The 15762-nt window shown below is 63.0% G+C and carries 16 protein-coding genes; 14 read left to right on the top strand and 2 right to left on the bottom strand.

All coding sequences use genetic code 11. The features are described 5' to 3' along the window. The first annotated feature begins 314 nt into the window (after positions 1 to 314). Entirely contained in the window at positions 315 to 878 is a 564-nt protein-coding gene (locus BWR02_RS02625; RefSeq protein ID WP_139556174.1) for an FxDxF family PEP-CTERM protein, read from the top strand. A gap of 260 nt (positions 879 to 1138) precedes the next feature. On the opposite strand, the gene BWR02_RS02620 is transcribed toward BWR02_RS02625, so the two are convergent. Continuing rightward, positions 1139 to 2062, bottom strand: coding sequence for an Aq_1264-related membrane protein (locus tag BWR02_RS02620; RefSeq protein ID WP_236101839.1), 924 nt, complete (start codon positions 2060 to 2062; stop codon positions 1139 to 1141). A gap of 463 nt (positions 2063 to 2525) precedes the next feature. Between BWR02_RS02620 and BWR02_RS02615 the strand changes: the two genes are divergently transcribed. From BWR02_RS02615 to glmS, 13 genes are all read left to right on the top strand, one after another. After that, entirely contained in the window at positions 2526 to 3311 is a 786-nt protein-coding gene (locus BWR02_RS02615) for a ParA family protein (RefSeq protein ID WP_139556222.1), read from the top strand. 5 nt (positions 3312 to 3316) lie between these two features. Beyond that, a complete protein-coding gene (locus BWR02_RS02610; RefSeq protein ID WP_139556173.1) occupies positions 3317 to 4171 on the top strand; it encodes a ParB/RepB/Spo0J family partition protein in 855 nt (284 codons plus the stop codon). A gap of 80 nt (positions 4172 to 4251) precedes the next feature. After that, entirely contained in the window at positions 4252 to 4614 is a 363-nt protein-coding gene (locus BWR02_RS02605) for an ATP synthase subunit I (protein WP_139556172.1), read from the top strand. Positions 4615 to 4623: 9 nt separating this feature from the next. Then, complete coding sequence (gene atpB, locus BWR02_RS02600; protein ID WP_139556171.1) at positions 4624 to 5400, top strand: F0F1 ATP synthase subunit A; 777 nt, start codon at positions 4624 to 4626, stop codon at positions 5398 to 5400. 38 nt (positions 5401 to 5438) lie between these two features. Then, the gene (gene atpE, locus BWR02_RS02595) at positions 5439 to 5684 is read left to right on the top strand and encodes a F0F1 ATP synthase subunit C (RefSeq protein ID WP_129884306.1); all 246 of its coding nucleotides are present in this window, start codon (positions 5439 to 5441) and stop codon (positions 5682 to 5684) included. Between the two features lie 51 nt (positions 5685 to 5735). Continuing rightward, positions 5736 to 6209 (top strand): F0F1 ATP synthase subunit B, encoded by a 474-nt coding sequence (locus tag BWR02_RS02590; RefSeq protein WP_139556170.1) that lies wholly within the window; start codon positions 5736 to 5738, stop codon positions 6207 to 6209. 6 nt (positions 6210 to 6215) lie between these two features. Continuing rightward, positions 6216 to 6752: a F0F1 ATP synthase subunit delta gene (locus BWR02_RS02585; RefSeq protein ID WP_129884308.1), complete on the top strand. Its 537-nt coding sequence runs from the start codon at positions 6216 to 6218 to the stop codon at positions 6750 to 6752. Between the two features lie 14 nt (positions 6753 to 6766). Next, entirely contained in the window at positions 6767 to 8308 is a 1542-nt protein-coding gene (gene atpA / locus BWR02_RS02580) for a F0F1 ATP synthase subunit alpha (RefSeq protein WP_139556169.1), read from the top strand. A gap of 11 nt (positions 8309 to 8319) precedes the next feature. After that, positions 8320 to 9183: a F0F1 ATP synthase subunit gamma gene (atpG, locus tag BWR02_RS02575; protein ID WP_129884310.1), complete on the top strand. Its 864-nt coding sequence runs from the start codon at positions 8320 to 8322 to the stop codon at positions 9181 to 9183. 39 nt (positions 9184 to 9222) lie between these two features. After that, on the top strand, positions 9223 to 10605 hold the full coding sequence (gene atpD / locus BWR02_RS02570; RefSeq protein WP_139556168.1) for a F0F1 ATP synthase subunit beta: 1383 nt from the start codon (positions 9223 to 9225) through the stop codon (positions 10603 to 10605). Positions 10606 to 10626: 21 nt separating this feature from the next. After that, on the top strand, positions 10627 to 11046 hold the full coding sequence (locus BWR02_RS02565) for a F0F1 ATP synthase subunit epsilon (RefSeq protein WP_139556167.1): 420 nt from the start codon (positions 10627 to 10629) through the stop codon (positions 11044 to 11046). Positions 11047 to 11182: 136 nt separating this feature from the next. Then, positions 11183 to 12556, top strand: coding sequence for a bifunctional UDP-N-acetylglucosamine diphosphorylase/glucosamine-1-phosphate N-acetyltransferase GlmU (gene glmU, locus BWR02_RS02560; protein ID WP_139556166.1), 1374 nt, complete (start codon positions 11183 to 11185; stop codon positions 12554 to 12556). A 1-nt stretch (position 12557) separates the two neighbouring features. Continuing rightward, positions 12558 to 14390, top strand: coding sequence for a glutamine--fructose-6-phosphate transaminase (isomerizing) (gene glmS, locus BWR02_RS02555; protein WP_139556165.1), 1833 nt, complete (start codon positions 12558 to 12560; stop codon positions 14388 to 14390). Positions 14391 to 14746: 356 nt separating this feature from the next. Here glmS and BWR02_RS02550 read toward each other — a convergent pair whose 3' ends face one another. Then, positions 14747 to 15454 carry a DUF4410 domain-containing protein gene (locus tag BWR02_RS02550; protein WP_162559982.1) on the bottom strand — a complete coding sequence of 236 codons (708 nt, stop codon included), beginning with the start codon at positions 15452 to 15454 and terminating at the stop codon, positions 14747 to 14749. Positions 15455 to 15762: the final 308 nt, after the last annotated feature.

Here is a 15762-nt window from a genome sequence, read left to right as displayed (position 1 = left end):
CCCCTGCGCTGGCCCAGCCCCAACCAGCAAGCTCCCTGACCCGATATCTCCCTCCGCACACCGCGGCAAGATCGGTTGTGTAGTGTCTGCCGACTACCCTGATGGTCGCGCCTATGCGGCCCCGGTTTGCTGCCGTTCAGAGAAATTTACATTCGACGCTGCGGGTCTGTGGTATCCGCTAAAGACATTATATTTATCAATCACATCAGAAATAGGCACGGTTTTGGCTTTAAGTGCCGCGTAGGCGCTTGTTCGATACATACGACGGTGCCGAGGTATTGCGTCACAAAAGAATCTTGATTTTGGAGAGTTGTATGAAGCAGGGTCTTTGGAAGAAGGCGTGGATCGCGGCGATGCTGTTGGGTCTGACGGCTCCCGCCAGCGCCAAGGTCATTCAGTTGGGGGATCTTCTGGCTCCGTCGATCAGCGGCGGGGAAAGCCGTTACGTCGTGAAGCAAAATACGCAAGGCAAGTTCCGCAACACCTTCAAGTTCGACTTGTCGAAAAACGCCGACGTCAATCTGACCCGCAGTTTCGGCGGCGGAGCGCTGGGCAAGCATCTCAAGTTCAGCAGCGTCCGCATGCGGTTGCTGGATGGCGACAACAATCTGATCGCCAGCACCCGCGGTGGCCGCCTGGCCAGCTTCGCCGGCGCGCTCGGCGAGGGTTCCTACCAACTCGTCGTGGCGGGCAAGATGAAGCCGGGCTTCGCTCGCGGTGCCTTCAAGTTCAGTGCGGGGGCGATCGCCGCTCCGGTCCCGGAACCGGAAGAATGGGCGTTGATGGTGATGGGTGCGGGCCTGATGGCCTTCCAGATCCGCCGCAAGCAACGCCAACTGGCGAATGCCGAACCCGCGCTGGCAGCGCTTCCCGCCTAAATCGCACGACGGTCGTACCCGCGATCGCGTGATGCCTCCGCTCGCTGCCGGCGAGCGGAGGACTTTTCTTGAGTCGCATGCTGTTGGGGCCGTTTCGTTTCACATCAGGGCGGTTCACACCGCTGACGTCTGCGCTGGGGGCCAAGGAATACCCCCCACTTCACAGAGCAGGCGGAGTCATCAGGTCGAGTCACCGCCGCGGTAACCAGGCCGTGAGGTTGCAAGTCGGTCGGGACCATGCCCCGGCCGGTCGCGCGCATTCAATAGCTCTGCTGATGCTTGAGTTCCAGCCCGCTGCAGACCGTCTCCAACTCCTCAAGCGTGCCGAGGCGGCAGCGGGCGCCGTCCGGGTCGCGCAACTCCCAGCCATCGGGCAGTTCGGTCAGTTCATAGCCGAGTTCGGCGAGGATGCCGCAACATGCTCGGGCCCGTGTTCCGGCGGGGGCCCCCGCGGGGATCGGGTGCACGCGGTGGAACCACATCTGATAGAGGCTTACCAGGATCTGCGCGCCCATGGAGATGCCCATCAGCGCACCCGCTGCGACGACGACGTAGGCAAAGCCCGGGATCGACTTGGTGATATACCAGGCCGCGACGTCCAGCAGCATTGCCACGAACGGAATCGCGACCGTAATTCGCTTCACGGTCACGTTCATTTCCGCAAGGATGAAGATACGGCCGATGAAGTACAAAATGAAGGCGATGCCGAACAGGTGGATGTGCGATACGCGAATCAGCGCGGGCAGGGTTGCCCCGCTCGATTTTGCCGCGACCTCCGAAACGCCGGCATAGCGCGTCAGGTCGGGGAGGTTGGGGTTGATGGCCGGTGTATGACACACCACGCAGTCACGGTTCAGGATGGGCGCGATCAATGCGTGATACTCGGCTTCGCCGGCTCCGGAATGGATCCATTTGACGATCACTTCCTTGTCGCTCTTGTATTTCAGGTTCGGTTCCATGATGCCGTTGATCGCGACCTCCAGCCGGGTCCGGTGGGTCGAGCCGTGGTAGGCGATCATGACGTCCTGTACCGACAAGCCCCGCCGGCCGTCGCGGGCCTGATGGGTGTAGTAGAGGTTCGCGAGCGCGAACGCATAGCCGATCCCGATCGTCAGTAGAAACGCGCTGTTCAGGATGCGCTCGCTTACGGAAATGTCGTAGAAGCGACGGTAGCGAAGGGGCATGTTTTGCTCTGGCCGGTCGAAGACGTTGCGGCAGTCTGGCGCCATGCCGTGCACGGCATGGCCCTGCGGAACGGCAATTATCGGTTGCGGCTGACCCTGCGTCACGTCGCGCGGCGGCCGGTCCTATCCCGGTCTATAATCGTGCCCCGCCCATCGGGTAACCATTCATCCTGCTGCCGTGTTGGGTAGTGGGAGCGGGCCGGGAGGCCGAGACCGTCTGCGGGAGGGAACCCGCAGCCGAGCCACCAGGGACGGATTCACGGCGTGTCTCGCCTTCCCCGCCCGCTCCCGCGAGGGGGGTGTGAACGGTTACGCCCATCGGAGGCGGTCGTTCGCCGGCGCGCTGGACAGCTTCGTCGTCCGGCCTTACTCTCGGCGGCTCGCCGGTCCTCTCACGGACGGGGCCAATCAGGGCGATTTACGGCTCGAGCATTCCACCGAAGCGCATATGAAACAATCACGTATGGCAAAGATCATTGCGGTGGCGAACCAGAAGGGCGGCGTCGGAAAGACCACGACGAGCATCAACCTCGCCGCCAGCCTTGCCGCCACGAAGAAGAAGGTGCTGCTGATCGATCTGGACCCGCAGGGCAACACCACGATGGGTCTAGGCGTCGACAAGAAGGCGCTTGAGGCCTCGGTGTACGAGGTGCTGATCGGTGAGTCGGCGTTCGATGCGGCCGTGGTTAAGCTGCAGGCCTTCAATCTGGAATTGCTCCCTGCCAATGCCGATCTCGCGGCCGCCCAGGTCCAGCTGCTCGAGAAGGCATCTCGCGACCGGGTGCTGTCGAATGTGCTCGAAGCGGCCCGGGACCGCTACGATTTCGTGCTGATCGATTGTCCGCCGGCGCTGAACATCCTGACGGTGAACGCCCTGGTGGCGGCAGACAGCGTGCTGATCCCGATGCAGTGTGAGTACTACGCGCTGGAGGGCTTGTCGGACCTCATGGACACGCTGCGGAACGTGCGCGAAAGCGTGAATCCCCGGCTGCGCATCGAGGGCCTGCTGCGCACGATGTACGACGCGCGGAGCAACCTTGCCAAAGAGGTGTCCGAGCAGTTGACGCAACATTTCGCCGATGCGGTGTTCCGCACCGTGATCCCGCGTACGATCCGGTTGGCCGAGGCGCCGAGTCACGGTCTGCCGATCATGCTCTACGACAAGAGCTCGAAGGGCGCCACCGCCTACCTGTCCCTGGCCGGCGAACTGGTTCGCCGCAACAAACCCGCCGTTTCCCTCGCCTCGTGAACCTGATGACAACCAAAAAACGTGGATTGGGTCGCGGCCTGGACGCTTTGCTTGGGCCCGCCGAAACACAGCCTGTGGCCGGCGAAACCTTGCGTGTGGTGCCGGTCGAAGCGCTCCGCGCCAGTCCGTACCAGCCGCGCAAGGACTTCGATCCGGCGCGCCTGCAGGAACTGGCCGATTCGATCAGTGCCCAGGGCGTGGTCCAGCCGATTCTGGTTCGCGCCAGCGGGACCTTCGACTACGAGATCATCGCCGGCGAGCGCCGCTGGCGAGCCGCTCAGCTTGCCGGTCTGCGGGACATCCCGGTCATCATCCGCGATGTCCCCGACCAGAGTGCGATGGCCATCGCGCTGATCGAGAACATACAACGGGAAGACCTGAATCCGCTCGAAGAAGCGGAGGCACTCCGTCGCCTGTCGGAGGAGTTCGACCTGACCCATCAGCAGATCGCCGACGCGGTCGGAAGGTCGCGCGCCACCGTGACCAACCTGCTGCGTTTGAACGAACTGCACCCCGAGGTCAAGCTGCTGCTGAGCGCCGGCAGTCTCGAAATGGGCCACGCCCGGGCCATCCTCGCGCTGCCCCTCGAACAGCAGGCACCGGTCGCGCAACGTGTTGCGTCGAAGCAATTAACTGTGCGCGCTACGGAAACACTGGTCCGGCGGCTGCTTTCAGCGCCGCCGTCGCAGCCCGCCGCGCGACGCCCGGATCCGGACATCGCCGCGCTGATGAACCGGCTGGGCGAGACTTTTGGCGCGCATGTGCAGATCCAGCAGGGCCGCAAAGGGACCGGTAAGCTGATCATCAACTATGCCAGCCTGGAGCATCTGCAGGGGATTCTGGACCGGCTTGAGCGCTAGCTTCGTCGTTGATTTCCCGCAACCCCGCTGATAGACTCCGCGGGGTTTTGAGTGGAGGCGCCGACCTCGGAGGACGGTAAGTGTTCGCGGCCGTCCGACGCGTCCTGCACTGGCAGATTGGAATCATCGCTTTCTCCGTATCGCTGTCGACAGCCCTGGCCGGCTGGCCCGCGGGGCGTTCGGCGCTGATCGGCGGCCTGATTGGATTTGTGCCGAATGCGGTGTTCGCGCTGCGGTTCGGAACATCGGCGGCGAGTCGATCCGCGCAGGAGATCGTGAGGGCCTTCTACGCCGGCGAAGCCAGTAAGATGGCGATGACGGCCGTTCTCTTTTTCCTGGTGTTCCAACTGCCCGATGTGCGTTATGCACCGCTGTTCGCCGCCTTCATCGCGGTGCAGGGTGCATTTTGGGCCGCCCTCCTTTTTTCGGATACCGACAGCTGAGAATCAAGCATGGCGACAGAGGCACACAGTCCCGAAGGTGCAACCGGCTACATCATTCACCACCTGACGCCACTGGCGACCGGTGAGGGTTTCTGGACTCTCCATCTCGATACGCTTTTCTTCTCCGTCGTACTCGGCGCCGTGTTTCTGGTTCTGTTCATGAAAGCCGCGGAGAAGGCGACCAGTGGCGTCCCCGGCCCGCTGCAGAATTTCGCCGAAATGCTGGTCGAGTTCGTCGATACCCAGGTAAAGGACAGTTTTCACGGCCGCAGCGCGCTGATTGCGCCGCTCGCCCTGTCCATCTTCGTCTGGGTCTGGCTGATGAATTTCATGGACCTGATCCCCGTCGACCTGTTGCCGAGCATCGGCAAGGCCGTCGGACTCGGCTATCTGCGCGTGGTGCCCAGCACGGACCTGAACGCGACCTTCGCGATGTCGATCTCCGTGTTCGCGCTGATCATCTTCTACAGCATCAAGGTCAAGGGGCCGATCGGCTTCGCCAAGGAAATGCTGCTGACGCCCTTCGGGCCGTGGATGATTCCATTCAATCTGCTGCTGAAGCTGGTCGAGGAAATCGCGAAGCCCATCTCGCTCGGCCTGCGACTCTTCGGCAACATGTACGCCGGCGAACTCATCTTCATCCTGATCGCGTTGCTGCCGTGGTACATACAGCCTGCGCTGAGCCTGCCATGGGCGATCTTTCACATCCTGATCATCACCCTGCAGGCATTCATCTTCATGGTGTTGACGATCGTGTACCTCAGTCTGGCACACGAAGACCACTGAGCCGTTTTCTCTCAAACCGTTCGACTATCGGAGGACTTATGGAATCTGTATCTGGCATGACCGCGATCGCCGTGGGGCTGATCCTCGGTATGGGTGCAATGGGGACCGCTATCGGCTTTGGTCTCCTGGGCGGGAAGTTCCTGGAAGGCGCTGCTCGGCAGCCGGAAATGGTGCCGATGCTGCAGGTGAAGATGTTCATCGTCGCGGGTCTGCTCGACGCGGTGACCATGATCGGTGTCGGTCTTGCGCTGTTCTTCACGTTCGCCAACCCGTTTATCAAATAAGCGGTCTGAGCGCGTCGTCCATTTCACGTCTTCACGCATGAGGAAAGCGCTGTGAGTATCAACGCCACCCTGCTCGGGCAAATGATCACGTTTGCACTTCTGGTGCTGTTCACCATGAAGTACGTCTGGCCCCCCTTGATGCAGGCTTTGGAGGAGCGGAAGAAGAAAATTGCCGAAGGGCTAGCCGCTGCCGACAAGGGAAAGCAGGATCTCGAGAATGCCGAGAAGCGCGCGAAGGTATTGCTGAAGGAAGCCAAGGATCAGGCGGCCGAGATCGTGAATCTCGCCCAGAAGCGTGCCAACGACCTCGTGGATGAATCGAAGGATGCCGCCAAGCAGGAAGGCGAGCGGATCGTCGCTGCCGCGAAGGCCGAGACCGACCGTGAAGTGCAAGCGGCCAAGGAGGGCTTGCGGAAGCAGGTCTCGACGCTGGCGATTGCTGCCGCCGAGCAGATCCTGAAGACCGAGGTCGACCAGAACAAGCACAAGGAAGTTCTGAAAGATCTGAAGAAACAACTGGGCTGATGATCGATGAGTGAACTGATGACGCTGGCCCGACCGTACGCGGTTGCGGCCTATCAGCGCGCGAAGGAAACGGGCTCCACCGGGCAGTGGGAAACCATGTTGCAGTTTCTCGAGACCGCGCTCGCGGATGCGCAGCTGCAGCAGGCGGCGAGCAATCCGCAAGCCGACAAGGAGCGTTTCCTGTCCGCCTTCTTCGATCTCGGCCAGGATCACCTGAATGACGATGGCAAGAACTTCGTCCGGCTATTGGTGCACAACCACCGGCTGGGACTGATGCCGTCGATTCGCACCCTATTTTCCCACTATCGGGCGGAAGACGAGGGGTATATCGATGTCTCGGTGGCCACGGCTTTTCCGCTCGATGCGGAAGAAGAGCAGGACATCGCCGGACTCGTCGAAAAGCTGCTGAAGCGGCAAGCCCGACTGACCGTACATCAAGACGCATCGCTGATCGGCGGTGTCGTCATTCGCGCCGGAGACCGCGTCATCGATGGTTCGGTGCGCGGCCAGCTGCAGCGGCTGGAAAAGACCCTGTGGAATTAGAGTGAGAATGAAACATGCAACTCAATCCTTCTGAAATCAGCGAACTGATCAAAAGCAAGATCGCGAATTTCGACCTCGGTGTCGAAGCCCGGACCGAGGGCAGCATCGTCAGCCTGACCGACGGCATCGTCCGCATTCACGGTCTCGCCGACGTGATGCAGGGTGAGATGGTCGAGTTCCCGGGCAACACCTTCGGCGTCGCCTTGAACCTGGAGCGCGATTCGGTCGGTGCGGTGGTCCTCGGTGCCTACGAGCACCTGACCGAGGGCGACACCGTCAAGTGCACCGGTCGCATTCTCGAAGTCCCGGTCGGCGAAGCGCTGTTGGGCCGCGTCGTGGACGCCCTCGGCAACGGCATCGATGGGAAGGGCCCGATCGCTGCGGCTGGGATGTCGCCGATCGAGAAGATCGCGCCGGGCGTCATCAGCCGGCAGTCGGTCAGCCAGCCGCTGCAGACCGGCCTCAAGGCCATCGACTCGATGATCCCGATTGGCCGCGGCCAGCGTGAGTTGATCATCGGCGACCGCCAGACCGGCAAGACCGCGATCGCGATCGACACGATCATCAACCAGAAGGGCACTGGCGTTAAGTGCATCTACGTGGCCATCGGCCAGAAGCAGTCGTCGGTCGCCAACGTGGTCCGCAAGCTGCAGGAGCACGGTGCGATGGAACACACCATCGTCGTGAACGCTTCGGCGTCCGATTCGGCGGCGATGCAATTCATCGCGGCCTATTCGGGTTGCGCGATGGGCGAGTATTTCCGTGACCGCGGTGAAGACGCGCTGATCATCTATGACGATCTGACCAAGCAGGCCTGGGCCTACCGCCAGATTTCGCTGCTGCTCCGCCGTCCGCCGGGCCGCGAAGCCTATCCCGGCGACATCTTCTATCTGCATTCGCGCCTGTTGGAGCGCGCGTCCCGGATCAATGTCGAGGAAGTCGAGAAGCTGACCAACGGTGAGGTCAAGGGCAAGACCGGCTCGCTGACGGCATTGCCGATCATCGAAACCCAGGCCGGCGACGTGTCCGCCTTCGTTCCGACCAACGTGATCTCGATCACCGACGGCCAGATCTTCCTCGAAACGAACCTGTTCAACGCCGGCGTCCGCCCCGCCGTGAACGCCGGTCTGTCGGTCTCCCGCGTCGGCGGCGCCGCGCAGACCAAGGTTGTCAAGAAGCTGGGCGGCGGTATCCGTCTCGACCTGGCACAGTTCCGCGAACTGGCGGCCTTCGCGCAGTTCGCCTCTGATCTCGACGAAGCGACCCGCAAACAGATCGAACGCGGCCAGCGCGTGACCGAGCTGATGAAGCAGAACCAGTATGCGCCGATGAGCGTCGCGCAGATGGCGGTGTCGCTGTTCGCGGTCAATGAAGGCTACCTCGATGACATCGACGTCAACAAGGTCCGCGACTTCGAGGACGCGCTGCAGAACTACATGAAGACCAGCCAGGCCAAGTTGATGGACAAGATCAACGAGAGCGGCGACTACAGCGACGCGATTCAGAAGGACCTGAAGGCGGCGGTGACGAAGTTTAAAGAATCGCACGCCTGGTGAGGTAAGCGCGCATGGCCGTCGGCAAAGAAATCCGCACCAAGATCGGCAGCATCCGCAACACGCAGAAGATCACGCGTGCGATGGAGATGGTGGCCGCCAGCAAGATGCGCAAGACGCAGGACCGCATGCAGGCGACGCGTCCGTATTCCAAGAAGATCGGCCGGATCATCAAGCATCTGGCGCACGCGAATCCGGAATACAAGCATGCCTTCATGCTCGAGCGCCCGGTCAAGACGGTCGGGCTGATCGTGATCTCGTCCGACCGCGGTCTGTGCGGCGGCCTGAACTCGAACCTGTTCCGCATGCTGCTGAAGCGCATGAAGACCTGGTCCGAGGCGGGTTGCGAGATGCGCGTTGCGACCATCGGCCAGAAGGCCGCCGGTTTCTTCAACGGCATCGGGGCGAATGTCGTCGCGCAGGTCTCGCGCCTCGGCGACGCTCCGCACCTCGAGAGCATCATCGGCGTCATCAAGGCCATGCTCGACGAGTACAACGAGGGTCGGCTCGACGAACTGCACGTCGTCTACAACGAATTCGTCAACACGATGACGCAGCGCCCCAGCGTGGACCAGCTGATCCCGATCCGTGCCGAGGAACTCGGCGAGGAATTGAAGGGCCACTGGGATTACATCTACGAGCCGGATGCCAAAGAGGTGCTCGACGACCTGATGATCCGCTACATCGAGTCACTCGTCTTCCAGGGCCTGGTCGAGAACAACGCCTGCGAGCAGTCGGCACGGATGGTGGCCATGAAGAGCGCCTCCGACAATGCCGGCAAGCTGATCAAGGAGCTGCAGCTGATCTACAACAAGGCGCGGCAGGCGGCCATCACGCAGGAAATCGCCGAAATCGTCGGCGGCGCCGCGGCAGTTTAAGCAAAACTTTAAGACCCGAATCGGGAAGAGGAATAGCGAATGAGTACGGGCAAAATCGTCCAGATCATCGGTGCCGTCGTGGACGTCGAGTTTCCCCGCGAGTCACTGCCGAAGGTATACGACGCGCTGCAGGTGCAGGGCCAGCCGATCGTGCTGGAGGTGCAGCAGCAGCTGGGCGACGGCATCGTCCGCACGATCGCGATGGGCACCACCGACGGCCTGAAGCGCAGCCTCGATGTCACGAACACCGGCGCGCCGATCTCGGTGCCGGTCGGTCAGGCGACGCTGGGCCGCATCATGAACGTGCTCGGCGATCCGATCGACGAGAAGGGCCCGATCGGAGAGCAGGATCGCTGGGCGATCCACCGCAAGGCGCCGAGCTTCGAAGAGCAGTCGGCGGCCAACGAACTGCTGGAAACCGGTATCAAGGTCATCGATCTGATCTGCCCGTTCGCGAAAGGCGGCAAGGTCGGCTTGTTCGGCGGCGCCGGCGTCGGCAAGACCGTCAACATGATGGAGCTGATCCGGAACATCGCCATCGAGCATAGCGGGTTCTCGGTATTCGCCGGGGTCGGTGAGCGTACCCGCGAAGGGAACGACTTCTACCACGAAATGAAGGATTCGAACGTTCTCGACAAGGTGTCGCTGGTCTACGGCCAGATGAACGAGCCGCCGGGCAACCGTCTCCGCGTCGCGCTGACCGGCCTGACCATGGCCGAGTACTTCCGCGAGGAAGGCCGCGACGTGCTGCTGTTCATCGACAACATCTACCGTTACACGCTGGCCGGTACCGAAGTGTCGGCGCTGCTGGGCCGCATGCCGTCGGCCGTGGGTTACCAGCCGAATCTGGCCGAGGAAATGGGCATCCTGCAGGAGCGCATCACGTCGACCAAGACCGGCTCGATCACGTCGATCCAGGCCGTCTACGTTCCGGCCGACGACTTGACCGACCCGTCGCCGGCAACGACCTTCGCGCACTTGGATGCGACCGTCGTGTTGTCGCGCCAGATCGCCGAGCTGGGAATCTATCCGGCCGTCGACCCGCTCGATTCCACCAGCCGCCAGCTCGACCCGCTGGTGATCGGTCAGGAACATTACACCGTGACGCGCAAGGTCCAGAGCACCCTGCAGCGCTACAAGGAACTCCGCGACATCATCGCGATCCTGGGCATGGACGAGTTGTCCGAAGAGGACAAGCTGACCGTGTCACGGGCGCGCAAGATTCAGCGCTTCCTGTCGCAGCCGTTCTTCGTCGCCGAAGTCTTCACCGGCAGCCCGGGCAAGTACGTGTCGCTGAAGGACACGATCGCCGGCTTCAAGGGCATCATCGACGGTGAGTACGACGATCTTCCCGAGCAGGCCTTTTATATGGTCGGCACGATCGACGAAGCGCTCGAGAAAGCGAAGAAGCTCGCTGCGTAAGGGCTGCGGAGGAACAACGACATGGCCATGACGATTCACGTCGATATCGTGAGCGCCGAACGGGAGATCTTCTCGGGACAGGCCGAGCTGGTCGTGGCCCCGGCGGAAATGGGCGAGGTCGGCATTGCCGCCCGCCACGCCCCGTTCCTGACCCGCCTGAAGCCCGGCGAAGTGCGGGTCAAGGTCAATGCCCAGGACACGCAGCCGTTCTACATCTCGGGCGGAATGCTCGAAGTGCAGCCGCATATTGTGACCATCCTGGCCGACACCGCGATCCGTGCCAAGGACCTGGACGAGGCGGCCGCGATCGAGGCGAAGAAACGCGCCGAGGAGATGCTGCAGGACAAGTCGGGCCGCATCGACTACGCCAAGGCCCAGGCCCAGCTGCTCGAAGCGATGGCGCAGCTGCGGAGCATCGAGAAGCTCCGCAAAGGCCGCTGACGGCCGGGCGATTCCGCCCGAGACAAGGACCCGGTGGTTGCAGGAGTCGTACCGGACTCCCGCCCGCCGGGTTTTTTTTTGCTAGCATGTGGCTGCGCTACACGGATCGTTCATCCCCGACTTCACTGTTGTTGCCATGACTTTTCAAACCGTGATTCTCGCGGCCGGCCAGGGAACGCGCATGCGTTCGGCCCGGCCCAAGGTGTTGCACCCGATAGGCGGAAAGCCTCTGCTGGGACATGTCTACGAACTCGCGCAGGGGCTCGGCGCCGAGGCCGTATTCATCGTCTACGGTCATGGCGGTGAGCGGATTCCGGAGTCCTGCCCGGGTTTCGAGGCGACCTGGATCCTGCAGTCGCCACAGCTCGGCACCGGCCATGCGGTCCAGCAGGCCATGCCGCACTTTGCCGACGACCGGCTCGTGTTGATCCTTTACGGTGATGTGCCGCTGCTGCGCCGCGAAACCGTCCAGGAACTGATCGCCGGAGCGGGGAACGCGACCTTGGCGCTGCTGACCATGCAGATCGATGATCCGACCGGGTATGGGCGCATCGTCCGGGACGCGCACGGGCGGGTGCTGCGCATCGTCGAAGAGCGCGATGCGACGCCCGACGAACGGCGGATTCGGGAAGTGAACACCGGCATACTCGCCTGCCGCGGCCGCGCGTTGCGCGAGTGGCTCGGCCGGCTCGATAACGGGAATGCCAAAGGCGAATACTATCTGACCGATATCATCGGTATGGCCGCCGCCGAGGGGCACGAGATCGCAGTCAGCCAGGCGCGCGAGCCGAACGAAGTGCTCGGCATCAATACCCAGTCCCAGTTGGCGGTAGCCGAGCGGGTGTTTCAGAGCCGGCAGGCGCAGAGCCTGATGGACCAGGGCGTCACACTGCTGGACCCGGCGCGCTTCGATCTGCGGGGCAGCGTCGCGGTCGAAGGGCAGGAGATCGAACTCGACGTCAACGTCGTGCTGGAGGGCTGCGTTCGGCTCGGTCATCGTGTGAAGATCGGCGCGAACGTCTACCTGAAGGACTGCGTGCTCGGCGACGACGTGCAGATCCTGCCGAACTGCTATCTGGAAAATGCCGAGATCGGCGACGGCAGCCGGATCGGCCCCTTTGCCCGCATTCGGCCGGAAACGCGCCTCGCCGATCATGTCCATATCGGCAATTTCGTCGAAGTGAAGAACTCGACGGTCGCGAGCGGCTCGAAGATCAACCATCTGAGCTACGTAGGGGACACAGTTGTCGGCCAGCGCGTGAACATCGGCGCCGGCACCATCACCTGCAATTACGACGGCGCCAACAAGTTCCAGACGATCATTGAGGACGGTGCCTTCATCGGCTCCGACACGCAGCTCGTCGCCCCGGTCCGGGTAGGCCGCAATGCCACGATCGGCGCGGGTTCCACGATTACCAAGGATACGCCCGAGGACACGCTGACGCTGAGCCGATCCAAACAGCTGAGCATCGACGGTTGGCAGCGCCCGGTCAAACAGGAGAAGAAATAGCATGTGCGGCATAGTCGGCGCGATCGCGCACCGGACGGTGACGCCCGTCCTGCTGGAAGGGCTGAAGCGTCTCGAGTATCGAGGCTATGACTCCGCCGGGATCGCGGTATTGGACCAGGACCACACGCTGCTGCGGACGCGCCGCATCGGCAAGATCCTGGAACTCGAAGCCGCGCTGCAGCAGGCGCCATTGGTCGGCAGGATCGGCATTGCGCACACGCGCTGGGCCACGCACGGCGTGCCGTCCGAGCGCAACGCGCATCCGCATGTGTGCCGTGAGCGCGTGGCCGTGGTCCACAACGGCATCGTCGAGAACTACGAAGCGCTGCGCGGCGAACTGCAAGCCAAGGGCTACGAGTTCACTTCGGAGACCGACACCGAAGTCATCGCCCATCAGATCGATGTTTTTCTGGAACAGGGCCTGCCGCTACTGAAAGCCGTGCAGGCGACCTGCGGCGTATTGCGCGGCGCTTTTGCGATCGGCGTGATCAGCAGCGCCCATCCGCGCGAGCTGGTCGCCGCCCGCCAGGGCAGCCCGCTCGTGGTCGGCCTCGGCGACAGCGAGAACTACATCGCTTCGGACGTGTTCGCCCTGGTCGCCGAAACCCAGCGCTTCCTGTTCCTGGAAGACGGCGACACCGCCGTGCTGACCACGGACGGCGTCGAGATTTACGATGCGGCCGGGGCCGCCGTCGAGCGGCCGGTGCACGAAACCCGGATCGCGGCCGATGCCGTCGAGCGGGGCGAGTACCGCCACTACATGCAGAAGGAGATTCACGAGCAGGCCATCGCCGTCGAAAAGACGCTGGACGGGCGCTACCAGGGCGAGCGCCTGCTCGACGAGGCCTTTGGCGACACGGCGGCCGCGATCTTCGATCAGGTCCGGAACGTCCAGATCGTCGCCTGTGGCACCAGTTACCATGCCGGGATGGTGGCGCGTTACTGGATGGAGGAAATCGCCGGCGTGCCCTGCCAGGTCGAGGTCGCCAGCGAATTCCGGTACCGCAGGCACGTCGTGCAGCCGGGCACGCTGTTCGTGACCATCTCGCAGTCGGGCGAGACCGCCGACACACTGGCTGCGCTGAAGCAGGCGAGGCTTATCGGTTATACCCACACCCTGGCGATCTGCAATGTGCCGGAGAGTTCGCTGGTCCGCGAATCCGAGCTGGCACTGATGACCCGGGCCGGTCCCGAGATCGGCGTGGCCTCCACCAAAGCCTTCACGACCCAGTTGACCGCGCTGCTGCTGCTGGTGATTGCGATTGGCAAGCGGAACGGGATCAGCAAAGAACGGGAAGTCGCGATCGTCCGAGAGCTGCACCGGCTGCCCTCACAGATCGAACAGGTGCTGCGGCTGGAGCCCGAAATCGTCAAGTGGGCCGAGAATTTCGGCGACAAGAAGGACGCGCTGTATCTTGGCCGCGGCATGCACTACCCGGTTGCGATGGAAGGCGCGCTGAAGCTCAAGGAAATCTCATACATTCACGCCGAGGCCTACCCGGCCGGCGAGCTCAAGCACGGGCCGCTGGCGCTGATCGACGACCAGATGCCGGTGATCGCGGTAGCGCCGAACAACGAGCTGCTGGAAAAGCTCAAGTCGAACCTGCAGGAAGTCCAGGCGCGCGGCGGCGAGCTCTACGTGTTCGCAGACGTCAACGCGCCGCTGGAGAGCATGGCCGGCGTCAAGTTGCTGCGCGTCGCCGAGGTCAACGACGTGCTGGCGCCCATCATCTACACGATCCCATTGCAGTTGCTCGCCTACCACGTCGCCCTGATCAAGGGGACCGATGTCGACCAGCCGCGCAATCTGGCCAAATCGGTCACGGTCGAGTAGGTCGGGATTTATCCCGATCTGCGATACGGTGTGGCGGTGATGTCGGGTTGAAACCCGACCTACGGGCTACGGGCGCACGTTTTGGAGGTCGGGATTGATCCCGACACGGCCTTGGTGAGTGGGGCAGGCCCGGCCGGAACCGCACCCTGTAGGAGCCCGGCCCTCCGGGCGAACAGACCACCGCCCTGATCACCGCGTGTTCGCCGAGAGGGCTCGGCTCCTACAAAACAACCGACGCCCTACCCTGTAAGAGCCCGGCCCCCTGGGCGATCCGACTTGGCCTAGTCGGTCACGGTCGAGTCGGTCGGGATTTATCCCGGCGGGGCGATTCCGGGGTGCCGGAGCGCCCCGGTCCGTCAGATCCAGCCCAATTTCCTGAATTCTTCCTTCATGGCCTCGGCCAGATCGTCGGCGGTCTTCTTGGCCTGGCCATCGATCGTCTCGGAGCCTTTGGCTTCTCCCATTGCCTTCGATGCGCCGCTGACGATCAGGCCTACCGGATTCCCGGTAGCTGCCAAGGTCGCGGCCCCGACCAGCAGCCCGGGTTTCTTGCCGCCGCTCGAGTCGGTGGCGCTGCGGCTGAGCAGGCGCAATCCGGTTGGGGTGACTTCGTAGCCCTCGACGGCCGCTTTCAGTTCCGCGGCGCCCTTGCCGAATCCGACGAGAACGCGCTTTTCGGCGCTTCCCTGATCGACCGAAAGGAAATAGCCCTTGATGACCAGGTCACCAACGACGGGTTTGGGACCACCCGTGCCGCGGGCCGCAGGTAGCCCCATCCTGCGAATTTCCGCCACCAACTCCTCGGCGACTTCGGCGCCCAGCTTGCGGCCCGCGGCCACCTGCTCGGAGGTCTGTGGTGTATCGTGGCTAGTGACTTTGCCCTGCAGGCTGGATCCGGCGTCGACGTCGTCAGGCGTTGCCCCGAAGTCGTAAACGAGGATGTGATCCGGCCGCGGCCGTTTGGAGCTCGCATAATTCTGATGCGAAGTGACCGAGCTACCCGCACAGCCTGCCAACAGGCTGAGCAGGCAGGCACCAAAAACGCTTCGACCGATGACGCTCATGACGGATCTCCTCTGAAATGGATCGTTGAAATTGGCCACCATGGCCTGCGACACGTTCCCCGAGCGCAATCGCGGCGCCATTATTTCGCATTCCGGGCCCTCCGTGGAGCGCTGCCAGGCACCCAGCCCCCTGGGAGAACGAACCACCGCCCCCGATCGGCGCGTATTCGCCGAGGGGGCTCGGTTCCTACAAAGGACCCGCTGCCCCGCCTGTAGGAGCCCGGCCCTCCGGGCGAACAGACCACCGCCCCCGATCGGTGCGTATTCGCCGAGAGGGCCCGGCGCCTACAAAGGACCCGCTGCCCCGC

The organism is Methylotetracoccus oryzae, from assembly GCF_006175985.1.
Lineage (GTDB): Bacteria > Pseudomonadota > Gammaproteobacteria > Methylococcales > Methylococcaceae > Methylotetracoccus > Methylotetracoccus oryzae.
The sequence above is the reverse complement of the archived record's forward strand: the minus strand, read 5'-3'. Positions and strand labels throughout refer to the sequence as shown.